Below are 22883 nucleotides of genomic sequence, written 5' to 3'. Positions count from 1 at the left end.
CGCACGCCCGCTCACCGCACGCCCGCTCACCGCCCGCCCGCTCACAGCCGCTCCTTTCCGTCGTAGCGGTCGATCGCGTCGAGCAGCGACCACAGCACGTCGCACTTGAAGGCGAGGGCCGCCACGGCACGCTCCTGTTCGGCCTCGATGCGCGCCCACTCCAGGACGAGACCCAGTGCCTCCCCGCTGTCCTGGCGGCCCTGGCTCTCGCGGGAACGGAAGTACGCGAGCCCGTCGGCGTCGATCCAGCGGTAGTGGCGTTCGAAGGCGGCGATACGGGTGCGCATGATGCCCGGGGCGGACAGCTCGGTGAGGGACGCGGCGACGGCTTCCAGCGGGGAGCGGAGCCGGCAGAAGTTGACGTATCCGTCCACCGCCAGCCGTACGCCGGGCAGCACCTCCTCGCCGGACAGCAGCCGGGCACGGTCGAGTCCCGCGGCCTCACCCAGTCTCAGCCACCGCTCGATGCCGCCCTCGCCCTCGGCCCGGCCGTCGTGCTCCTCGATCCGCCGCAGCCACATGCGGCGCAGCCGCGGGGTCTCCAGCTTGGCGAGGACGAAAGCGTCCTTGACGGGGATGTGGCGCTGGTAGTGGAAGCGGTTGAGGATCCAGCGGCGCAGTTCGTCCGGGGTCAGCTCGCCCTGGTGCATCCGTACGTTGAAGGGGTGGCGGTCGTGGTAGCGGTCCCGGGCCACGGCCCTCAGCCGGTCCTCGAAGGCCGTGGCGGTTGCCGTTGCCGATGCCGTGGGGGTTTCCGTGCCGGTGCTCACAGATCGATCACCATTCCGTCGGCGGCCACCTCGATACCCCGGTCGGCCAGCCGCTTGTGCTGCGGCGCGCCGGGGTCGACGAGGGGGTTGGTGTTGTTCAGGTGGGTGTAGAGGCAGCGGGCGTTCAGCGGTTCCAGGAGCTCCGCGGTGCCGCCCGGTCCGTCGATCGGGAGATGCCCCATGCCGGTCGCGGTGCGGGTGGAGATGCCCGTGCGCCGAGGCTCCTCGTCGTCCCAGAACGTACCGTCGACGATCACGCAGTCGGCCTCCGCGACGGCCGACCGCAGGGCCTCCGGCCAGGCCGCCAGTGCCGGGGCGTAGATCGCGGTGGTTCCGGTGGCGCGGTCCGTCAGGCGCAGGGCGACGACCCAGGGATCCTCGCCGGAACCCGGTGAGTCCGCCGCGTACCGTGGGCGTTTGCCCGAGACGGGTATCGCGCTGATCGAGACCGCCGAGTCCGCCGAGTCCGCGGTGAGGGGTTCGGGGCGCTCGCGGGGCAGCTCGCGCCAGCTGAGCGGGGTGTACGGCCCGATGACGGCTTCCAGCCGCAGCCGGGTGAGCAACGCCTCGCGCACGGGGCCCGTGGAGAGCAGCTCCAGGCCGCCGGCACCGGCTTCGCGCAGCCGGGCGATGCCGAGGGTGTGGTCGAGTTCCGCGTCGGTCAGGACCAGCCCGGCGATCGGCGTGCGCCGCGATCCGGGGCCGGGGTGGAGTGCCGGGCAGTCCTCGATCTGGTCCCCGATGTCCGGGGTGGCGTTGACGAGGTACCAGCGGTCCTGGGACGCCTGTACGGCGAGCGAGGCGTGGCGGCGGCGCCAGTGCGGGTGGGCGCGTGCCCCGGAGCAGCCGGGGCACGCGCAGTTCCACTGGGGAACTCCGCCGCCCGCCGCGGTGCCGAGCACCTGCAGCAGCACGGCGGCGGGCTAACGGTTGCTCAGGGCGTAGGCGGTGACTTCCAGTGCGGTATCGACGACCACGTAGTCGGGGGTCTGCCACACCGGCGACTCCTCGTCGCCGGCCTGGGCCTGGTGTTCCACTGCCTGCTGTACGGATTCGGTCATGAGCAGAGCTGCCTTTCTGTGTGGGGGACAGGCGCTCCTGGTCGACTCGCGCTCTGTTGCAGCATCGCGAGCGAGGCCTGACGGGTCAATGGGGCAGCCAGAAGGTGCTCCGATCTATCCGGGTGTGAAATGGCGAGCCAGGATCCACCGTCGCCGGACATGTCGCCGAACGTGTCGGCAAAGCGCCTGATGAAGTGGTGATGGTCTCTCGGATCGCATGGGTGGTACGGACCTTTGGCTCTATCTCTCCTTGACCCGTCGTCGCACACCTCCTACCTTCTCGGTCAGCTGACGTCTCGTCAACTACCCGTCAAGGCGCCTGTTCCCCCACACGAGGAGCCGTTCGCATGGCAAGTCATCCCCACAACACCGCAAGACGTCTGTCCCCTGCCCTGACCGCGGCGGCGACCGCTGTGGCGCTGGCCGCCGGTCTGCTCGGCGCGGCGGCCGGCACCGGAAACGCCACGGCACGCGGCGAGAGAGGAACCGGCAGCGGCATCGACTCCGTCCCCTCGGCCATCCGCACCGTCTCGTCCGGCTGGACCGTGCCCTGGGGCCTGAGCTGGCTGCCCGACGGGTCGGCGCTCCTCACCGAACGGGACTCGTTCAAGGTCTTCAAGCTCACCCAGTCCGGCACCAGGACCCAGGTCGGCACGGTGCCCAACGTCGTGACCACCAACGGCGAGGGCGGCCTCCTCGGCATAGCCGTCTCGCCGAACTGGAACAGCGACCACTACGTCTACCTCATGCACTCGGCGGCGAACGACAACCGCATCGTCCGCATGACGTACGACGGTTCCTCGCTCAGCGGCTACAAGGTCCTCGTGACCGGCATCGCCAAGAACAAGTACCACAACGGCGGACGCGTGAAGTTCGGCCCGGACGGTTACCTCTACGCCACCACGGGCGACGCGCAGAACAGTGACCTCGCCCAGGACAAGAACTCCCTCAACGGCAAGATCCTGCGGATGACGACGGACGGCAAGGCCGCGCCCGGCAACCCGTTCGGCACCCTCGTCTACTCCCTGGGCCACCGCAATCCCCAGGGCATCACCTGGGACGCTCAAGGCAGGCTGTGGGAGGCCGAGTTCGGCAACAGCAAGTACGACGAACTCAATCTGATCGAGTCCGGAAAGAACTACGGCTGGCCGGTCTGTGAGGGCAGTTGCTCGACCTCCGGCATGACCAGCCCCAAACGCCAGTGGACCGTCAGCGAGGCCTCCCCGAGCGCGGTCGCCTACGCCGACGGCGCCCTCTACATGGCGGCACTGCGCGGCGAGCGGCTGTGGCGCATCCCGGTCAGCGGCACCAGCGCGGGCACCCCCGTCGCGTACTACACCAGCCAGTACGGCCGGCTCCGCACGGTGGAACAGCTCCCCGGCAAGAACGCCCTGTGGCTGTCCACCACCAACGCCGACAACAACGGGGGCGAGCCGGACGGCGCGGACAAGGTGTTCCAGGTCGACCTGGGGTAGCGGCCCAACTGGTGCCGGCGCTGCGGGCATGGTGCCTGGCCGCAGCGCCGGCGTTGATCAGCTGCTCAGTTGAGCTTGTTCACGGCCGTGACGGTGGTGTTCTTGAAGTCGTCGACCTGGGCGTGCTGGAAGTTGCCCATCTGTGCCCACCTGACGAGTGTCACGGTCCTGCCGTCCCGGCCGACCGAGTACAGGCTGATGTCGGACGTCCCCACCCAGGCGTGCGTGGTGTGGATCCCGTAGACGTACGCGCCCTCCTCCACGTTCAGCTTGCCGTAGTACTTCTCGGTAGCGGTGACCTCGGGGTCGCTCTGCATCAGCTTCTCCGCGCAGCCGGCGAGGTCCTTGCGCAGCAGGGCGGCGAAGTCCTTGGCGCGTTGCACGGTGCTCTCCTCCACCGTCACCTGCAGGGCGTTGGTGTCGTACTCGGTCCAGTACCTGCGGTGGCTCGCGATCGACGGCAGCGGGGCGCCCCCGCAGGCCGGCAGCGGGTTGGGCTGCGTGGCCGTGACGGGACCGGCGTACCAGGGCGACGTCGGGTGCGGCGGCAGCTCACCCGGTTCCAGCCATCGAGAGGTGTCGGAAGCCGACGCGGCGGACGCCGGGACGGCGGACACGGCGACGGCGACTCCGGCCGCCACGGCAGCCGCGGCGGCCACGGCACGTCGGGTACCTCGAGCACGGATGTTCATGATTCCCCCATGGTGGTCATCGGTCGTGTGTGACGGTCGGTCACACTCACGCCTTCTACGACCCGCCACCCCCCGCACCCGTTGTGCCCGCCCGTGTCACAGCTGCGTCCCCTGTGTCACCACGCCGCAACAGGCGCCCGTACGCGCCCACACCCGCTCGCCTCGCTCGTGAAGGCGCTGTGGCGGCACGGGAGTTACCGTTGGTACTTTTCATGCGCACGACAAAAATGTGAGTTCGCTCCGGCCCCACCAGGAGGAATGCTTGCCCCGCAGAAGACGCGCGGCGGGTTGCCTTGTCCTGCTCACGCTCGCCCTGAGCGTGCAACCCGGACCGGCCCCGTCCGCAGCAGCATCCGCACCCGCCGCCCCTGCCAATGGCTCCTCGTGGAAGTCCGGCACCGACCCGTCCCGCGCCGCCACGACCTCCCGCACCGTCACCCTGCTGACCGGCGACCAGGTCGCCCTCGCCGGTGACACCGTCTCCGTCACCCCGGGCGAGGGCCGCGACCGCCTCGCCTTCACGCGCTACGAGGACTCCGGGCACCAGTACGTCGTCCCCGACGACGCCCTCGCCCTCGTCGCCTCGGGCGCCCTCGACCGCCGTCTGTTCGACGTGACCGCGCTGGCCGAGGCCGGCTACGACAGCGCTCAGGGCGCACCACTCATCGTCAAGTACCGGGCCCGGCAAGGCAGTTCGCAGCGATTACGGGACGACGTGCGCAAGGCGGGAGCCCACCTGACCCGTACCGTCCCCGGGCTGCGCATGGCAGCCGTACGGCCCGCCCGAGGCGCCGCCGCCCCGCTCTGGTCACAGCTGACCGAGCGCGCCGCGGACAGCGGCGAGCGGCGGCTCACCACCGGTGTCTCCCGCGTCTGGCTGGACGCGAAGCTGAGGGTCAGCGACGACGTCAGCGTGCCGCAGATCGGCGCCCCCACCGCCTGGCAGGCCGGGTACACCGGCACCGGCGTCAAGGTCGCCGTCCTCGACACCGGCATCGACGACACCCACCAGGACGTCGCGCCACGCGTCGCCGAGAAGGAGAACTTCACCACCGCGCCCGACACCACCGACCTCGTCGGTCACGGCACCCACGTGGCGTCGATCATCGCGGGCGACGGTGCCGCCTCCGGCGGCAGGTACACCGGCGTCGCCCCCGGCGCCTCCCTCCTCGTCGGCAAGGTCTGCGTGGACCGCGACTGCGAGGAGTCGGCCATCCTGGCCGGCATGGAATGGGCCGCCCCGCGCGCCCGCGTGGTCAACATGAGCCTGGGCGGCACCGACTCCCCGGGCATCGACCCGCTGGAGGAGGCCGTCAACACGCTCAGCGCCACGTACGGGACGCTCTTCGCCGTCGCCGCGGGCAACACCGGCCGAGAGCAGGACGTCGGCACCCCCGCCAGCGCCGACGCCGCACTCGCCGTCGGCGCGGTCGACGCCGACGACGCACTCGCGGACTTCTCCAGCCGCGGGCCGCGCGTCGGGGACGGGGCGATCAAGCCGGACATCACCGCGCCCGGCTCGGCGATCGTGGCCGCGCGCTCCAAGGACAGCGACCTCGAACCCCTTGACGGCGACAAGGCGTACGCGTCGCTGTCCGGCACCTCCATGGCCACCCCGCACGTCGCGGGCGCCGCCGCGCTCCTCGCCCAGCAGCACCCCGACTGGACCGGGGAACGCCTCAAGGACGCGCTGATGGGTTCGGCGAAACCCCATCCCACCGTGAGCCCGTACGCCCAGGGCGCCGGCCGCGTGGACGTGGGCCGCGCCGTCGGCCAGGGCGTCACCGTCACCCCGCCGAGCCTGTCGCTGGGCACCACGTCCTGGCCGCACGACGACGACCAGCCGCTCACCAGGACCCTGACCTACCGCAACTCCGGTACCTCGGACGTCACCCTCGACCTCACCGCGACCGCCACGGGACCGGACGGCGAGGCGGCGCCCGACGGCCTGTTCACGGTCAGCCCGGCCCGGCTCACCGTCCCCGCCGGAGGCCGGGCCGAGGCCGTACTCACCGCCGACACCCGCGTGGACAGCGCCACCGGTCTCTTCTCGGGTGCCGTCCTCGCCCAGGCGGCCGACACGACCGTGCGCAGCGTCTTCGCGGTCACCAGGGCACACGAGTCCCACCCGCTGACCGTCAAGGTCCTGGACCGTAATGGTGCTCCCGCCGCCGGCAGCTTCGTGACGCTCCTCGACATCGACCGCGGTGAGGGGCGCAACCTCTACGTCCCGAGCGGCACCGGGACGATCGACGTGCGCCCCGGCCGCTACCACCTGGACGTCCACGTGGCGACCGCCGCCGCGGACGGGAGTTACGACCACACCATGGTGGTCCAGCCCCTGAGCAGGGTCACCGGCGCGGACACGGTCGTGCTCGACGCCCGCAAGGGAACCCCCGTCACCGTGGCCTCCCCCCGCAAGGGGGCGACCAGCGCCCTGGCCAGTGTCGGCACCGTGCGGACCGCCCCTTCGGGCGCGAGCGTCTCGTCCCTGGTGTCGGCGGGCTCCTTCGCACGGCTCCAGACCGCGGACCTGGGCAGGGACGCGGGTCCCCTGCCCGCGGACGCCGGCACCCTCACCTCCGTGGTGCGCAGTTCCTGGGCGCGACAGGCAGCCGACGGCACCTTCACCGACACCCCGTACGACTACGAGCTGGCCTGGGTGGTGCGCGGCCGCTTCCTCACCGACTTCCGCGCGCGGGCCGGGCGCGGCGACCTGACGAAGGTCACGCACGTCTTCCACAACGACCGGGCCGACGAGCACACGGGCGCCCTGTGGACCTACGCGTTCCCGCCCGAGGGAGGCAGCGCCGCGAGCCCCAACATCAAGTTCCGCGCGACCGGCAGGCGCACCGTGTACTACTCGGCGCGCGGGGTCGAGTGGCACCTGGTCTTCAACCGGCTCAACTCGCTGGGTCAGAGCGAGTTCCAGCAGTGGGGAGCGCCCCTGACCCTGAAGGCGGGCGGCAAGGACGAGCTCCGCTGGGGCAACGGCCCGCTCGGCCCGAGCTTCGCCGACCAGCGGTCACGGACCTACGCCAGTGTGCGGCGCCGAGGGGACACGCTGATGTTCCACACGCCGCCGTTCGCCGACCAGGATCCGGGCCACACGGGTTTCTCCCTCGGTGACTCCGGCCACACCCGGCTCTACCGCGACGGCAGGCTGCTCGCCGACGTGCCCTACCCGTTCTACGACGCGCAGGGCCCCGTGCCCGCAGCGGAGGACTCCTACCGCCTGGAGACCTCCGTGGACCGCGGCGGTCAGGGGTACACCACCTCGACATCCGTTCGGGCGGCGTGGACCTTCCGGTCGGCTCACACCAGCGGCGACGACTGGACCTCGCTACCGGTGACGGCCATCCGGTTCACGCCCGAGCTGCGCCTGGACAACTCGGCGCGGGCCGGTCACCGGATGCTCCTGCCCGTCGTCCTGCAACGGCAACCCGGCGCGCCCGAGTCCCGGGTGCGCGGCCTCACGGTCGAGGTGTCGTACGACGACGGCGCCACCTGGACCGACGTGGACGTACGCAGGACCAAAAATCCCGCCCGCTGGCGGGCCGAGGTGCTGAACCCACGCGGCGACGGCTTCGCCACCCTGCGGGCGAAGCTGACCGACACGGACGGCAACACCGCCGAGTACACGGTGACGCGCGCCTATCGCCTGCGCTGAGCACCAGACCGCACAGCCCGCTTGTCCGCCCCCTGACTGTCGGGGTGGGCAAGCGGGGTCCCGCGCCTCCCGGCGGTGAAGAGCTGTCCCCTCTTGGTGCCCTGGCCCTGGCCCTGGTCTCTAGTCCTGGTCCTTGTCCGCGCCGCGTGCCCGGCGCACGCTCATGCCGTGACGAGGTCGGCCCAGCGGGTCACCCCGCCGGCGTGGACGTGAATGCCGTGCCGGGTGGCCAGTGCGTGGACGATCTCCTCGCCCCGGCCGTGCTCGTCCGGGTCGATCCCCTCCGGCGCCTGCCCCCTCGGGCGGACGGGTCCCGCGTCGGTGACCTCGACGCGCAGGGTGCCGAGCCCTTCGCTCCGTGCCCAGGCCAGCCGCAGTACCGCCGGGGGCAGGGCGTGGACGATTGCGTTGGTCAGCAGCTCCGAGACCACCAGGAGCGAGTCCTCGACGATCTGCGGGCACACGTTCCAGTGGGCGAGCACCGCTCCGGCCCGCCGGCGCACGGCCGAGACGGCCCCAGGGGCGGGCGGCAGGGTACAGACGTGCTCGACCCTGTCCCCCAGCCTCGTATTGAGCTGTACCGCCATCATGCCCTCCTCCGGGTGAGCGCTGTCCGCCGGTCGCGGGCCTCAGCGCGCTGTGCCGGGCCACATCGCACGCTAGGCAGCACCGCGGGGCCGGGTCAATGAACGTCGGTCGCCATTGCCGAACGTCGCGTTCCTCCCTCGGCCCCGGCCCCACCTGTCCGTCACGCGTTACCGCCATGGCGGTAATAGGCTCGCCTCATGGCCGGACCGGTCCAGTCGATCGAACGGGCGGCGGCGATCCTGCGTCTGCTCGCCGGGGGACCGCGTCGGCTCGGACTCGGCGAGGTGGCGGCCTCACTCGGACTCGCGAAGGGCACCACCCACGGCATTCTGCGCACACTCCAGCACGTGGACTTCGTGGAACAGGACGCCGCGACCGGAAAGTACCAGCTCGGGGCCGCCCTGCTGCACCTCGGAACCAGCTACCTCGACGTCAACGAGCTGAGGTCGCGCTCCATCAACTGGGCCGACGCCCTCGCCGCCCGCAGCGGGGAGGCCGTCCGCCTGGGCACACCCCTGGAGGGCAGGGTCCTCGTCGTCCACCACGTGTTCCGCCCCGACGACACCCTGCAGACCCTGGACGTCGGCTCGCTGCTGCCGCTCCACGCCTCCTCGCTCGGCAAGATCCTGCTGGCCTTCGGGACCGCGCCCCTCGATTCGGCCCTGGAGTCCGGGCTGGAGGCCTACACGCGGCACACCCTGGCCACCCCGGAGCAGCTGAACCGGGCACTCGCCGAGATCCGCGACGTCGGATGGGCCGCCGAGGTCCAGGAGATGAGCATGGGGGAGGCCGCCGTCGCCGCGCCCATCCGGGGACACGGCGGCCTCGTGGTGGGCGCCATCGGACTGTCCGGCCCGATCGAGAGGGTCTGCCACGGCCAGGGCCGGCCCCGGCCCCATCTGATCACCTTGCTCCGCGAGGCCGCGCGGGCGATCTCCAGAGACCTGGGAGCGACTCGCTGGTAGTCCCACCGCCTCCCCGACACCTCGGAAGGCAGACCCGATCATGGTTGAACGGTACGTACTGTCCATCGACCAGGGCACCAACTCCACCCGATGCATCCTGTTCGACCACCACGGGCGGATGGTGTCCGTCGTCCAGCGGGCGCACCAGCAGCACTTCCCCAGGCCCGGATGGGTCGAGCACGACGCCGTCGAGATCTGGCGCAACCTGCGGCGCATCGTGCCCGAGGCCCTGTCCGACGCCGGTGCCGGAGTGGACGACGTGGCAGGCGTGGGTCTCGCAAACCAGCGCGAGACGACGGTGCTCTGGGACCGGCGGACGGGCGTACCGCTGGGACGGGCGATCGTCTGGCAGGACACCCGCACGGCACCGCTCGTCGAGGAACTCAAGAAGCGCCCCGGAGAGGAGTTCTTCCTCGAACGGTGCGGCATTCCCCCCTCGACCTACTTCTCGGCGCTGCGGATCCGCTGGCTGTTCGACCATGTCAACGGGCTGGAACAGCGTGCCAGGGACGGTGAGGTGCTGTTCGGCACGATGGAGAGCTGGCTGATCTGGAACCTCACCGGGGGCGTGGACGGCGGCCTGCACATCACCGACGTCACCAACGCGAGCCGCACCATGCTGATGAACATCCGTACGCTCACCTGGGACGAGGAGCTCCTGTCGTTCTTCGGGGTGCCCCGCGCCATGCTGCCCGGGATCCGGTCGTCCGCCGAGCGGTACGGCGAGGCCCGCTCGGTCGTCCCCGGTGTGCGCATCACGGCAGCCCTCGGCGACCAGCAGGCCGCTCTGTTCGGCCAGACCTGCTTCTCCCCGGGCGAGGCGAAGTGCACGTACGGCACCGGCAGCTTCCTGCTCCTCAACACCGGCACCGACGCCGTGCCCTCCCGGCACGGCCTCCTCACGACCGTCGGGTACAAGATCGGGGACCAGCCCCCGGTCTACGCCCTGGAGGGTTCTATAGCCGTCACGGGCTCGCTGGTCCAGTGGTTCCGTGACCGTCTGGGACTGATCAGCAGCGCGCCGGAGATCGAGACCCTCGCGCTGACCGTCGAGGACAACGGCGGCTGCTACATCGTCCCCGCCTTCTCCGGACTGTTCGCGCCCCGCTGGCGCAGCGACGCACGCGGTGTCGTCGTCGGCCTCACCTCCTACATCACCAAGGGGCATCTGGCCCGGGCCGTCCTGGAGGCCACCGGCTGGCAGACGCGCGAGGTCGTCGACGCCATGAACGCCGACTCCTCGGTCCCGCTGAGGCAGCTCAAGGTGGACGGCGGCATGACGGCGGACAACCTGCTCATGCAGTTCGTGGCCGACGTGCTCGACGTGCCCGTGGTGCGGCCCATGGTCGCCGAGACGGTCTCCCTGGGAGCCGCCTACGCCGCCGGGCTCGCTGCCGGCTACTGGCCCGACCTGGAGGTCCTGCGCCGCAACTGGCACCGGGCCGCCCAGTGGCTGCCCGACATGGACCCCGGGCGGCGGGAGTCGGAGTACGACAACTGGCAGCGAGCCGTCGAGAGGTCACTGGGGTGGGTCACCTCACCGAAACCCCCCTGAGCCAAGGATCAGGGGGCGGCGTCGAGGTCCACGTCGACGTCCTCGGTCCGCGTCCAGAACCCGTCGTCCGCGTCCTGGAGCCGGGAGGCCGCATGCCGCAGATGACGGCGAGCGGCGGCGCGGGCCTCCTCGGCGTCCCCCGCTTCGATGGCGGCCAGGATGGCGTGGTGCTCCTGCCGGACCGCCTCGATGAAGTCGTCCCGTCGTGCCTCGTTCGCCCGCGTGACCCGGATGCCCCCGCGCAGCACCTCGCCCAGATAGCGCACCGTCGCGACCATCACCGTGTTCCCGGTCGACTCGGCGATGGACCGGTGGAAGGCGAGATCCTCGTCCACGCCGTCGCCGCCGGACCCGACCGCCGAGTCGATCGTGTCCAGGGCCTGACGCATATGGGTCAGGTCGTGGGGTGTGGCGCGGGTGGCGGCGAGATAGGCCGCCTCGCCCTCCATGCCGCGGCGGACCTCCACGATCTGCAGCACCTTGGCCTTGGTGTCGGCGGCCTCGGCCTCCAGGTCGAGCGGGCGGGTGCGGCGTGGCAGGACGAACACGCCGAGACCCTGGCGCGGTTCGACCAGCCCCGCGTTGCGGAGCCGCGACAGGGCCTCGCGGACCACCGTGCGGCTGACACCCAGCTGCTTGACCAGCGCCACCTCGGTGGGCAGTTGGTCGCCCTCGGCCAGCCGCCCCGACTCGATCTCCTCCGAGAGCAGCGCGGCGACCTGGTCCGCGAGCCGGACGGGACCGCTCACCTTGGAAAACATGGTTGTCAGTCTATAGACCTGCTTCCTAGAGGCCTGGTGTGCCGGCCAGGACGGCGTCGGGGTGGTCGTCGATGTACTCCCGTACCACCGATGCGAAGCTCGGATCGGGCTCCAGGCCGAGCGCGGCGGCGCGCGTGTTGTCGAAGACGGAGGGCCAGGAGCCCACGATGGCCTCGACGCCGGGATCGGGCGTGATCGTCACCAGGTCGGCGACGCTGTCGCCGGCCACCTGCCGCAGCGTGGAGAGCATCTCGGCGACCGAGACCGTGAGGGCCGGAAGGTTGACCGGCAGTCCGCCGTCGAGCCGCCCCTTCCCGGCGCCGCGCTCGGCTTCCGCGACGCGCAGGATCCCTGCGACCGTTCGTCGTGGCGAGGCCAGGGCCACCCGCAGGTCGGGACGCACGGGGCAGAGGGCCGGCAGGCCCGCGAGCGGCTCGCGGACGATGCCGGACAGGAAGCCGGAGGCGGCCGCGTTCGGCCTGCCAGGCCGCACCGACACCGTCATCAGGCGGGCGACGCGCCCGTCCACGAAACCACGGCGGGTGTAGTCCGCGATCAGCTGCTCGCAGACCAGTTTCTGGATCCCGTAACTCGATCGCGGCGTGGGCAGCGTCGACTCGCTGACCACGGGCGGCAGCGGGAGCGCCGGGTCGGAACCGTAGACCGCCACGCTGCTGGAGAACACCACGCGTGGCATCGGTCCACCGGCCGCCGACTGGGCCCGGGCCGCTTCGAGGAGCGCGCGGGTGGTGTCCAGGTTGGCGCTCATACCGAGGTCGAAGTCGGCCTCGCACTCGGCCGAGACCGCGGCGGCGAGATGGATCAGTACGTCCACCGGCTCCGCGAACAGCTCGTCGAGCCGGTCGACCAGGTCGCCCCGCACGACCTCCACGAGCGGGTCGGCCACCGCCCGCGCGTCGGCCGGCACGATCCGGTCGGCGAGCACCAGGCGGTCGATCGGCGCACCACGGAACGTCCGCGTCCTGAGCAGTGCGCCGGCGACCTGTCGTCCCAGGAAGCCGAAGCCACCCGTGATGACGATCCTCATGCGTTGTCTCCTCGGTGGTCGTTCCCTCGGTGGTCGTTTCCTCGGTAGTCGTTCAGCCAGCCGAGCCCCTCGCTCGTACCGGCACGGGGGCGGTACTCGCAGCCGATCCAGCCGTCGAAGCCCAACTCGTCGACGACGCCGAACAGATGGCCCACGTTGAGCTCACCCAGGTCGGGCTCGTGACGGTCGGGCACCCCCGCGATCTGGAGATGCCCGACCCGCCCGGTCGGCAGGTCACGGCGCAGGGTCGTGGTCAGGTCGCCCTCGACGATCTGGCAGTGGTAGAGGTCGAGCTGCACCTTGAGGTTCGCGGCGCCCACCTCCCGCACGACGTCGTGCGCCTCCGCCTGCCGGTTCACGAAGTAGCCCGGCATGTCGCGGCCGTTGATCGGCTCGATGAGGATGTCGACGCCCGCCGCGGCGGCCTGCTCGGCGGCCCGGGCGAGGTTGGCCAGGTAGGTGTCGCGGTGCTCGGCACGCTCCTTCGGGCTCGCGTCCGGCGATACGAGCCCGGCCATCACATGCACGCGCGGGCAGTCCAGCACGGCCGCGTACTCCAGGGCCCGGGCGATCCCGGAGCGCACCTCCGCCTCACGGCCGGGCAGCGCCGCGATCCCGCGCTCCCCGGAGTCCCACAGTCCGGGAGGCGCGTTGAAGAGCACCTGCCTCAGGCCGTGGTCGTCGAGCCGGCGGCGGAGCTCGGTGGCGTCGTACGCGTAGGGGAAGAGGTACTCGACGGCCGAGAAGCCGTCCGCCGAGGCCGCCGCGAAGCGGTCGAGGAAGTCGTGCTCGGTGTACATCATGGACAGGTTCGCGGCGAACCTCGGCATGCTGGCTCCTGAAGGATGTTCCCGGTCAGTGGACTGTGTCGGTGGACTGGGCGGTTCGGTCAGCGGTTGACGACATTCTTGTCGGTGGTGAGCACGGCGGCGGCGCCCACGACGAGGCTGAGCGCGAGGACGTACATCGGGATCGAGGTCGAGCCGGTGGAGTCCTTGAGCGCGCCGATCATGTAGGGGCCGACGAAGCCGGCGAGGTTGCCCACCGAGTTGATCGCCGCGAGACCGACCGCCGCGGCGGTGCCCCCGAGGAACGCGGTGGGAAGCGACCAGAACAGCGGCGCGCACGTCAGCACGCCCGCCGCGGCGAAGGAGAGCGCGGTCAGGGACAGCACGGTCGAGCCGGTCCAGCCCGCCGCCAGGGAGAAGCCGACGGCGCCCATGAGGCTGGGCACGATCAGGTGCCAGCGGCGCTCACGGCGCCTGTCCGCCGACCGCCCGAAGAGGTTCATCGCGACGAGCGCGGCCAGGAACGGCACGGCACTGAGCACCCCGATCGCGAGGTTGCCCTCGATGCCGGTGGACTCGACGAACGTGGGCATCCAGAAGGTCAGGGCGTACTGCCCCATGACGAAGCAGAAGTAGATGAGGCACATCAGCCACACCTTGGGCTCACGGAAGGCGTCCCAGACCCGGCCGTGCACGGTCTGGTGGGCGGAGTCCTCGGCGATCGCCCGTTCGACGACGGCCTTCTCCTCGTCGGTGAGCCACTTCGCGGCGCGCACGCTGTTGTCGAGGTAGAACAGGGTGACCACACCGATGACGAGGGCGGGTATCGCCTCCAGCAGGAACATCCACTGCCAGCCCTCCCAGCCGCGCACCCCCTGGAACGTGTCCATGATCCAGCCGGAGAGCGGGTTGCCGAAGATGCCGGCCACCGGAATCGCGGACATGAACATCGCGATCACCCGGGCACGGCGGTGGGACGGGAACCAGTAGGTGCAGTACAGGATCACGCCCGGGTAGAACCCCGCCTCCGCGGCACCGAGGAGGAACCTGAGGACGTAGAACATCGCCTCGTTGGTGACGAACACGAACGACGCCGAGACCAGACCCCAGCTGATCATGATCCGGGCGATCCAGGCGCGGGCCCCGACGCGCTGCAGCATCAGGTTCGAGGGGACCTCGAAGAGGAAGTAGCCGATGAAGAACAGACCGGCGCCGAGGCCGTACGCCGCCTCGCTGAACCCGAGGTCGTCGGACATCTGCAGCTTCGCGAAGCCGACGTTGACGCGGTCGAGGTACGAGACGACGTAACAGAGGATGAGGAAGGGGACGATACGTCGTACGACCTTGCGGAAGACGGCGTTCTCCTGGTCGAGGGCGGGGACGTCGGACGCCGTAACGGGCATGGGCATGGCGATCCTTCTGTGCGGCTCTGGGGACTTCTCTGACGGGTGGGGAGCGGGTCACCACGCGGCGCCGAACACCGACCTCAGTTCGTCGAGCGCGGGGGAGGGGAGCGGCTCGGGGCGACGGTCTGTCAGGAGCCAGAGACGTGCCGTCTCCTCGAGTTCTTCGAGGACGGCGAGAGCGGTGGCCGCGTCGGGGCCCCACACCACGGGGCCCAGCCGGTCGAGCAGCACGGCCCTGATCGGCGTACGGCTCGCCGCGTGTTCGGCGATGCGGGCGGTCACCAGGTCGGCCACGCGCGGGTCGCCGGGCCGGTGGTAGGGGATGAGCGGGACGTGCCCGACCTTCATCACGTAGTACGGCGTGATGGGCGGGAGCACGTCGTCCTCGCTCCACACGCCGGCCAGGGTGAGCCCGACGAGGTGCGTGGAGTGGGTGTGGACGACGAATCGTGCGGCGGGGTCGGCCGCGTAGATACGCCGGTGGAGCGTGAGGGTCTTGCTGGCGCGGTCGCCCGCGATCTGCTCGCCACCGGCGTCGACCAGCGCGAGGCGGTCGGGTTCGAGGAACCCCAGGGCGGCGTCGGTGGGCGTGATCAGATGGGAGTCGCCGACCTTGGCGCTGATGTTGCCGGCGCTGGCGTGGACGTAGCCCCGGGCGAACAGACTCGTGCCCACGCGGACGATCTCGCGACGTGCCTCGTCGACGGCCTCGCCATGGGGTTCCTCAGTGGTGGTGTCCCGGGTCATGAGGTCTCCTCGTCCAGGAGGGCGAACGCGGCGGTGAAGAAGTCGGGTCCGCCGAAGTTGCCGGACTTGAGCGTGATGTGGAGCGTGTCTCCGCCGGGCAGGGCCGCGGCGCACCACGGCACACCGGGGTCGATCTGCGGTCCGATCCGGAGCCCGGTGACGCCGAGCGCCTGGACGACCGCCCCCGAGGTCTCGCCGCCCGCCACGACGAGTTGCCGCACGCCACGGTCCACGAGCCCCCGCGCGATGCGGGCGAGCGTCCGCTCCACGAGCTCACCGGCCTCGGCGGCGCCGAGGCGGCCCTGGACGGTCCGGACGGTGTCGGGCGACTCGGTGGAGTAGATGAGGACCGGACCGTCGGCGAGATGCGACTCGGAGAAGGCCAGGGCCTGGCCGACCACGTCCTCTCCTGCCGCGACACGCAACGGGTCCACGCTGAAGGCGGGTCGGCCACCGCGCAGGAACTCAAGAACCTGACGGTTGGTGGCGACGGAGACCGATCCCGAGACGACGGCCCGGTGGCCCCCGGGCGGCGGCAGCTGGGCGGCGGCGCGGGACGGCTTGAACCCCCAGTTCGCGGGCAGGCCGATCGCCAGGCCCGAACCGGCGGTCACCAGGGGGAGTTCCCGGACCGCCGCACCCAGGCGCACGAGGTCGTCGTTGGAGACCGCGTCGACGACGGCCATCCCGACGCCGTCCTCGCGCAGGGACGCGATGCGGGCCCTGATCGCCTCCGCGCCGCCGGCGACGACCGTGTGGTCGATCAGACCGACCGGTCGCGCGGTCTGCGCGCCGAGGACGTTGACGAGGTTCGAGTCGGTCATCGGGGTGAGCGGGTGGTGGCGCATGCCGCTGTCGCTGAGCAGCACGTCGCCGACGAAGAGATGGCCCTTGAAGACCGTGCGCCCGTTGTCGGGGAACGCGGGCGTCGCCACCGTGAAGTCGGTGCCCAACGCGTCCATCAGCGCGTCGGTGACCGGACCGATGTTGCCCGCCGGTGTCGAGTCGAAGGTCGAGCAGTACTTGAAGTAGATCTGCTCGGCGCCCATGGAGCGCAGCCAGGCGAGTGCCTGGAGGGACGCCTCGACGGCGTCGGCGGCCGGGGCAGTACGTGATTTGAGGGCGATGACCACCGCATCCGCGTCCATGTCCCGCTCTGCCCCGGCCGGCGGTACGTCGATCAGCTGGACCACGCGCATGCCCGCGCGTACCAGGTTGTTGGCGAGATCCGTGGCGCCGGTGAAGTCGTCGGCGACGCACCCGAGTCGGATGGTCATGTCAGGCCTCCACCGGCTTGGGCAGGTCGACCCCCGGGAAGATCTTGATGACCGCGCTGTCGTCCTCGGCCCCCAGTCCGGACGCCGACGCCTGGAGGAACATCTGGTGCGCGGTGGCGGCGAGCGGCAGCGGGAAGCGCTCCGGCCTGGCGGAGTCCAGCACGAGCCCGAGGTCCTTGACGAAGATGTCGACCGCGGACAGCGGCGTGTAGTCACCGGCGAGCACGTGGGCCATGCGGTTCTCGAACATCCATGAGTTCCCGGCGCTGTGCGTGATGACCTCGTAGAGCGCCTCGGCGGGAACCCCGGCCTTGATGCCGAGGGCCATCGCCTCGGCGGCCGCGGCGATGTGCACCCCCGCGAGCAGCTGGTTCACGATCTTGACCTTCGAGCCGAGTCCGGCCCGGTCTCCCAGGCGGTAGACGGTGCCGCTCATGGCGTCGAGCACCGGGTCGGCGAGTGAGTACGCCGCGGCGGAGCCCGACGTCATCATGGTGAGCTCGCCGGTTGCGGCACGCACGGCGCCACCGGAGATGGGGGCGTCGAGGTAGCGCACACCCTTCTCGGCCAGGCGTTCCTCGCACGCGGCGGACCAGTGGGGGTCGACCGTGGAGCACATCACGAAGACGGCGCCCTCACGGAGCCGGTCGGCTGCCCCGTCGGCGCCGAACAGCACGGACTCGACCTGCGCCGCGTTGACCACCACGCCGACCAGGACGTCGACCGTGGCCGCCAGCTCTCCGCAGGAGGCGAAGGCCCTCCCGCCCTCCCGCGCGAAGTCGGCGGCCACCTCCGGCCGCAGGTCGTGGACCCCCACGTCATAGCCCGCGTTCCGCAGGCTGCGGGCCATGCCGAGACCCATGGCTCCCAGTCCCACCACACCCACACGCGGCCGTGCGGTCCTGTCCTGATCGTTCATGCCCATCCTCGTCCTGCCCTGCTGGCGTCGTGGAGATCAGGTCATATGATGACCTGAGGATGTGGAAAGGTGTGCTGTGATGTGCGTCACATCGGCGTGGGCGGGGCGTCGCGCCGATGCCCCGCCCACGTCTGCTCTACTCCCCGCTACCCCCGCTACTCCCGCTACCCCCGCTACTCCCCGGACGGAGACGGCAGCGAGACACCGAGAGCCACCGGTGTGCCGAAGTTCGGTGTGCCGTCGGCGTTCCAGGTGAACTTCTGCGCTCTGGTGGACCGGTTCATGTCACAGCCGCCGCTCGCGGAGCTGTTGGCGTGGTAGACCATCCAGTCCTCGGTACCGTCCGGCGACTTGAAGAAGCCGTTGTGGCCGGGCCCGTACACGCCGTTGGCGTTGGACCTCTGGAAGACCGGGTTCGGTGACTTGACCCAGGAGGAGGAGCTCAGCGGGTCGCCACCGTTGTAGGTGAGCATCCCCAGCTTGTAGTCGGGCGTGGAACAGTGGCTGGCGGAGTAGATGATGAACGTCTTGCCGCCCCGCTGGAGGACCTCGGCGCCCTCGTTGACCGCGCCGCCCACCGTCTCCCAGCTGTAGGTCGGGGTGGACAGTACCCGGCGGGTTCCGCTCGCGGTCCACGGGTTCGACAGCGGCCGGATGAACATGGGCTGCGAGCCGTTGTAGTAGGTGCCCAACAGGTAGAGCTTGCCGTTCAGTTGGAGGATGCTCGGGTCCAGCTCCCAGGTGTTGTCCTGGGTCGGGTCGAGCAGGTCGGCCTTGAAGCTGTACGGGCCCATCGGGTCCAGCCCGGCGCTCTCCAGCACATGGATCCGCTGCGTACCCAGGTCGTACGGCTCGCGCCCGGCCGTGTAGTAGAAGTACCAGCGCTTGCCGTTGGGACCGTCGAGCAGGTGGAACTCCGGAGCCCACATCGTGCCCGCCCCGTTGGGCCGGGTGAGATTGAAGATCACCTGGTCGGTGGCCGTGGCGAGCCCCGCCAGTGTGCTCGCCTTGCGCATGGTGATCGTCGAGTTCCAGGTCGTGGTGGCGAGGTAGTAGTACCCGTCGTAGTACGTGAGCCAGGGGTCGGGCCCGCGCTGGGAGAGCGGGTTGGTGAAGGTCTTCGCCCCCGTGCCGCCGCCGGTGAAGCCGGGCAGCCGCCAGACCCTGCCGTTCGCGGTACCGCACGGCAGCTGCACCAGGTTGGTGTTCGAGGCCGACGAACCGCCGCTCGGCGTCACGCACTTGCCGGAGCTGACGGAGACCAGGTTGAAGGTCTTGTCCGTTCCGCTCACCGACACCGGCGTGAGTCGCCACTGCTGGTTCGTCCCGCCGTGGCAGGGCCACTGGATGACGACCGCGTCGTCCGCCGCGGACGCCCCGTACACGTCGACACACCGACCGGACTGAGTGGTGATCGTGTACGTGTCGCTCGCCCCGGAGACAGGAGCGAAGCCGAAGTTCTGGTTGGCTCCGGAACCGCACGAGAACGCACGCAGCTGCGTTCCGTCGGCCGACGAACCGCCAGGCAGGTCAAGGCAGTTGCCGCCGTTCTGGTTCACCCCCGTCGAGGTGAACGTGACGGCGGCGGCAGCGGGGGGCGGCGCCGCCAGGAAGGCGACCACCATGGTGAGGACGCCGAGCATCGCGGACAGGCATCTGGAACGAGTCACGGGCCGTACACCTTTGCTTCGAGGAGGCCGACGGAGTTGGTGCCGTTGCTGGTGAGAAGCACACGCAGGCGCGTGGTGTTCGTCGCGCTGAACGTGACGGTGTTGTACTGGTTCTTGGCCAGCGGGTAGCCACTCGCACCGGGCACGTCGACGTAGGCGCTGCCGTTCCAGTACTGCAGCTTCCACGAGGCGGGCATGTCGATGCCCTGGTCGTCGTCGAAGAAGTAGACGTCCGCCTTGTCGACGGTCTTCGCCGACGGCCACGTCAGCTCGGCCCACTGCTGCCCGGTCTCCGGCCAGGTGCCCCAGCGCGGGTTCACGGTGTCGTTCGACGACGGCGGGTCGATCCCGTCGTTGACGGCGGTGACGCTCTCCCAGGAGGAGGTGTACGAGGCGGAGGCCGTCGCGGACGTCGCCAGGTTGGCCGGTGGCTGGGCGCCGCCCCGGTTGTACACCTTGACCTCGGTGAGGCCCGTCTTGGCTCCGGAGGCGTTGGTGGCCAGGACCCTGACGCGCTGGGCGCTGATCGCGGGGAACCGCACCAGGTTGTAGTTGGCACGTGGCGCGGCCGGACTCTTCGTCTGGCTGAGTGCGTCCACCCATGAACTGCCGTTGTGGTACTGGATGGTGTACGTGGCCGGCGCCCGGTAGGTGGAACTGGCCGGCCGGCTGTCCTTGAAGTACAGGCGCACCTCGTTGAGCGTGCGGGTGGTGCCGAAGTTCAGCTCGTACCAGTCCTGGCTGTTGGCGGAGCCTCCGGCGCCCCAGAAGGGTTCGTTGGTGGGGTATCCGTCGACGGCGCCGGAGACGGCGCTGCCGGATCCGGTGTGGGACGCGGACACGGTCGCCCCGGAGGCGAGGTTGGTGAGGTCGGCGGTCAGGTCGACGCCCGCCTTGGCGAGCATGTCGACCATCTGGGGACTGTCCTGGACGACCTGGTTGGGTGCCTTCAGCCCGGCGATGGCCGTGTGGTGGGTGACCGTACCGTTCGTGGTGACGTCACCGGTGGCGGGGTCCCAGGTGAAGGGCACCAGCGAGTTGACGGTGGCGGCCCGGGTGCCGTTGACGTAGATCGAGTACCCTTCCGGGACGCCGGGGTAGCGCACCACGCCGTCGGCCGGGTCGTCCCAGACGATGGTCAGGTCGGCGCCCCGGTAGCGGAGGTTGTTGACGGTGAAGTGACTCCAGCCGATGTCGATGGGGGAGAGCTCGACCTTCGCGTCGTTGCGGGGCCGCAGCCCGGCGACGTCCTCGATCACGGTCCAGTTGCTGCTGCCGAGGATGTTGTGGTGGATCCAGGAACGGTAGTTGATGCTGCTGCCGTTCCAGTCGGCCCAGAACTCGTTGGCGTCGGGCCACTGGGTGTTGCCGCCGATGTACTGTGCCCAGGCGTTCCAGTACAGGAGCTTCTTGTAGTCGGTCGCGCTCATCCAGGAGTTGGGGTAGTTGCGCAGCACCGAGGAGTAGAGCCGGAACTGGACGGTGGAGTTGATGGTGGAGAAGTTGTTGGAGCCCGGGTTCCCGGCGTCGGCCGCCGCCTTCTTGTCGGCCTGGTTGGCCGTGTAGAAGGGGAACACCGGGTACTGGGCCGGGTCGTCGTACAGGCGCAGGGCCTGCTTGTACGTCGCGGTGTTGGGGACGGCTCCGACCGAGAACGGGTAGTAGTTGTTGATCTCCTTCCAGGGCACCCACTCGTTGGTCGACTTCAGCCGGTGCTCGAACAACTGCCGGTTCGGGTTCCAGAGCACGTTGACGATCGCGTCCTTGATCTGGTTCGCGAGCGTGCGCATCTCGGTGGCCTTGGCCGTGTTGCCGGTCGCCTCGTAGGCCTGCGCGGCGGCGAGGGCGCCGCTGTACTGGTAGGCGGACTCGGCGCGGTCCATGTTGCCGGGCTTCCAGTGGAAGGAGACCGCGTCGGCGTCGTTGCCGGTCAGGGCGCCCCAGTCGTACTCGATGAGCTTGTTGTTGTCGTGGTCGTAATAAGCGAGTTGGCCCTTGACGTCGCCCTCCGCGTAGCGGGCCAGGTTGGCGGCGATGCCCGGCTGGCCGCCGTGGATCTGGTAGCTCTTCCAGGCCGCCTCGGCGATGTACTGCGTGTAGCTGTTGGACCAGTTCTCCGGGTCACCCGGGTTGTCGAGGAACCGGCCGCCCTTGGAGGTCTGGCCGACGCTCAGCCAGTCCCCGTACGCGTAGGCCGGGTTGCGCAGGTACTTGAGGTCGTCGATGTGCATGGGCTGGGTGAGCGCGATCGCGTTGTTGTAGCCGAGGACGCCCTCGGTGGACGTCGGGAACTGGAAGGTCTGCCCGGGGATGTCGGCGTCGAGGTTGTTGAAGCGCATCAGCCACCAGCGGTAGTAGATGCTCTTCTTGATGGCCGGCTCGGGCACGTCGATGTAGGGCACGTTCTGCGCCCACCACCGGTTGTAGGCCCGCACGTGGGTGGCGAAGGCGGTGGCGTTCGAGTAGCCCGCGTAGGCGTTGTACTCGGTCAGCGACTCCGGGATCTCGTCCGTGACGAAGCCCATCACCACCTTGGCGGTCACCGTGGCGCCGGCCGCGATCGTCACGGACCGGTTGAGTCCGCCGCTGGAGACGGTGAATCCGTCGCCGGTCAGGCGAGGGCGGATGGTGGTGAGGTTGTTGTACGCGTTCACCTGACCGGTCAGCTCGCTGCCGGTGCCCGTGGTGGCGTACGGGGAGGTCGCCCGTAACTGGAGCGTGGTGGAACCGGACCCGTTGTTCTTGATCGACAGGTTGGTCACCGCGACGTTGTTGTCCGTGATGAACTTCGTCTGGCTGACCGTGACCGAGCCGCTGGTGTGCACGCTCTTCCAGTGGCTGGGCGCCTGCCAGCGCTGGGAGACCTGCTCCGTGAAGGTGCCCGGGCTGATCGCGACCGTGTAGGCGCTGCTGTCGTTGATGCTCTCCCAGTAGGCGACCTTGCCGCCGAACCCGAGCTTGGAGGGATCGTGTTCCTTCATGAAGAGCGCCCGGCCCCGGCTCATCAGCCAGGAACCGGCGGGGTCGTTGCCGGAGCGGGCCAGCAGGCGGTCCATCCAGAAGTCGGTTCCCGAACTCTCCGCGTCGTAGATGGTCCGCATCATGTCGCCCGGTGTGTACGCGGCGGGCGGAGCCGGGATCGCGGGGCCGCTGAAGGTGGGGAAACCGATGGTCTGCGCGGCGGCCGCCGGGGTCGCGGTGACGAGGGAACAGGCGCTGAGCACCAGGGCGACGAGGAGGCACCTCGTGCGCCGGCGTCGTACCAGGAGGAGGTGCGGTCTTCTCATCGAAGGCTCCCCTTGCTATGTCGTGTCCCTGACATGCATGAGCTAATGAGGCTGACCTGAAAGGTTTTCGCAACGTAGAGGCGGGCTTCAGCACTGTCAATAGACACGAGGGCACGCCGCATCTCTTAACAGGCCCTCACTGGCCCTCACCGGCCCTCGCAGCCCCTTACGAGGCAAGGGCTTTCCGGCCTACGGTGAGGTGGA

General features: G+C 70.1%; 18 protein-coding genes. 4 read left to right on the top strand and 14 right to left on the bottom strand.

The genetic code is table 11. The features are described 5' to 3' along the window. Positions 1-41 precede the first annotated feature (41 nt). The 3 genes from pqqC to pqqA are packed head-to-tail and all read right to left on the bottom strand — an operon-like array spanning position 42 to position 1831. Positions 42-770, bottom strand: a complete 729-nt coding sequence (pqqC, locus tag AB0959_RS04645; RefSeq protein WP_366824796.1) for a pyrroloquinoline-quinone synthase PqqC — start codon at positions 768-770, stop codon at positions 42-44. Further along, on the bottom strand, positions 767-1684 hold the full coding sequence (pqqB, locus tag AB0959_RS04640; protein ID WP_366824795.1) for a pyrroloquinoline quinone biosynthesis protein PqqB: 918 nt from the start codon (positions 1682-1684) through the stop codon (positions 767-769). Before pqqB ends, pqqC begins: the two co-directional genes overlap by 4 nt. A 9-nt stretch (positions 1685-1693) precedes the next feature. Continuing rightward, the gene (gene pqqA / locus AB0959_RS04635) at positions 1694-1831 is read right to left on the bottom strand and encodes a pyrroloquinoline quinone precursor peptide PqqA (protein WP_366824794.1); all 138 of its coding nucleotides are present in this window, start codon (positions 1829-1831) and stop codon (positions 1694-1696) included. 347 nt (positions 1832-2178) lie between these two features. Between pqqA and AB0959_RS04630 the strand changes: the two genes are divergently transcribed. Beyond that, complete coding sequence (locus AB0959_RS04630; RefSeq protein ID WP_366824793.1) at positions 2179-3306, top strand: PQQ-dependent sugar dehydrogenase; 1128 nt, start codon at positions 2179-2181, stop codon at positions 3304-3306. Positions 3307-3371: 65 nt separating this feature from the next. Here the strand turns inward: AB0959_RS04630 and AB0959_RS04625 are convergent, their stop codons facing one another. Further along, positions 3372-3998, bottom strand: coding sequence for a hypothetical protein (locus tag AB0959_RS04625; RefSeq protein WP_366824792.1), 627 nt, complete (start codon positions 3996-3998; stop codon positions 3372-3374). A gap of 262 nt (positions 3999-4260) precedes the next feature. Here AB0959_RS04625 and AB0959_RS04620 point away from each other — a divergent pair, with 262 nt between their 5' ends. Next, positions 4261-7668, top strand: coding sequence for a S8 family serine peptidase (locus AB0959_RS04620; RefSeq protein WP_366824791.1), 3408 nt, complete (start codon positions 4261-4263; stop codon positions 7666-7668). 161 nt (positions 7669-7829) lie between these two features. Here AB0959_RS04620 and AB0959_RS04615 read toward each other — a convergent pair whose 3' ends face one another. Further along, entirely contained in the window at positions 7830-8258 is a 429-nt protein-coding gene (locus AB0959_RS04615) for an ATP-binding protein (protein ID WP_366824790.1), read from the bottom strand. Between the two features lie 195 nt (positions 8259-8453). Between AB0959_RS04615 and AB0959_RS04610 the strand changes: the two genes are divergently transcribed. Continuing rightward, positions 8454-9221 carry an IclR family transcriptional regulator gene (locus AB0959_RS04610; protein ID WP_366824789.1) on the top strand — a complete coding sequence of 256 codons (768 nt, stop codon included), beginning with the start codon at positions 8454-8456 and terminating at the stop codon, positions 9219-9221. Positions 9222-9261: 40 nt separating this feature from the next. Continuing rightward, complete coding sequence (glpK, locus tag AB0959_RS04605) at positions 9262-10776, top strand: glycerol kinase GlpK (protein WP_366824788.1); 1515 nt, start codon at positions 9262-9264, stop codon at positions 10774-10776. Between the two features lie 8 nt (positions 10777-10784). On the opposite strand, the gene AB0959_RS04600 is transcribed toward glpK, so the two are convergent. From AB0959_RS04600 to AB0959_RS04560, 9 genes are all read right to left on the bottom strand, one after another. Then, complete coding sequence (locus tag AB0959_RS04600; protein WP_366824787.1) at positions 10785-11537, bottom strand: FadR/GntR family transcriptional regulator; 753 nt, start codon at positions 11535-11537, stop codon at positions 10785-10787. A 25-nt stretch (positions 11538-11562) separates the two neighbouring features. Then, positions 11563-12585: a D-erythronate dehydrogenase gene (denD, locus tag AB0959_RS04595; RefSeq protein ID WP_366824786.1), complete on the bottom strand. Its 1023-nt coding sequence runs from the start codon at positions 12583-12585 to the stop codon at positions 11563-11565. After that, positions 12582-13415, bottom strand: a complete 834-nt coding sequence (otnI, locus tag AB0959_RS04590) for a 2-oxo-tetronate isomerase (protein WP_366824785.1) — start codon at positions 13413-13415, stop codon at positions 12582-12584. The genes denD and otnI overlap by 4 nt, the downstream gene beginning before the upstream one ends. A 59-nt stretch (positions 13416-13474) precedes the next feature. Then, entirely contained in the window at positions 13475-14782 is a 1308-nt protein-coding gene (locus tag AB0959_RS04585) for an MFS transporter (protein WP_366824784.1), read from the bottom strand. Between the two features lie 51 nt (positions 14783-14833). After that, positions 14834-15526: an aldolase gene (locus AB0959_RS04580; protein WP_366824783.1), complete on the bottom strand. Its 693-nt coding sequence runs from the start codon at positions 15524-15526 to the stop codon at positions 14834-14836. Further along, complete coding sequence (gene otnK, locus AB0959_RS04575; RefSeq protein WP_366824781.1) at positions 15523-16803, bottom strand: 3-oxo-tetronate kinase; 1281 nt, start codon at positions 16801-16803, stop codon at positions 15523-15525. Before otnK ends, AB0959_RS04580 begins: the two co-directional genes overlap by 4 nt. A gap of 1 nt (position 16804) precedes the next feature. After that, the gene (ltnD, locus tag AB0959_RS04570; protein ID WP_366824780.1) at positions 16805-17722 is read right to left on the bottom strand and encodes an L-threonate dehydrogenase; all 918 of its coding nucleotides are present in this window, start codon (positions 17720-17722) and stop codon (positions 16805-16807) included. Between the two features lie 173 nt (positions 17723-17895). Further along, the gene (locus tag AB0959_RS04565) at positions 17896-19392 is read right to left on the bottom strand and encodes a family 43 glycosylhydrolase (protein WP_366824779.1); all 1497 of its coding nucleotides are present in this window, start codon (positions 19390-19392) and stop codon (positions 17896-17898) included. Next, the gene (locus AB0959_RS04560) at positions 19389-22679 is read right to left on the bottom strand and encodes a discoidin domain-containing protein (protein ID WP_366824778.1); all 3291 of its coding nucleotides are present in this window, start codon (positions 22677-22679) and stop codon (positions 19389-19391) included. The genes AB0959_RS04565 and AB0959_RS04560 overlap by 4 nt, the downstream gene beginning before the upstream one ends. Positions 22680-22883 lie beyond the last annotated feature (204 nt).

It is taken from the genome of Streptomyces sp. NPDC046862 (genome assembly GCF_040704615.1).
In the GTDB taxonomy this organism is placed as follows: domain Bacteria; phylum Actinomycetota; class Actinomycetes; order Streptomycetales; family Streptomycetaceae; genus Streptomyces.
Note: the sequence above shows the minus strand (reverse complement) of the source record. Positions and strands in the feature narration are given on the sequence as shown.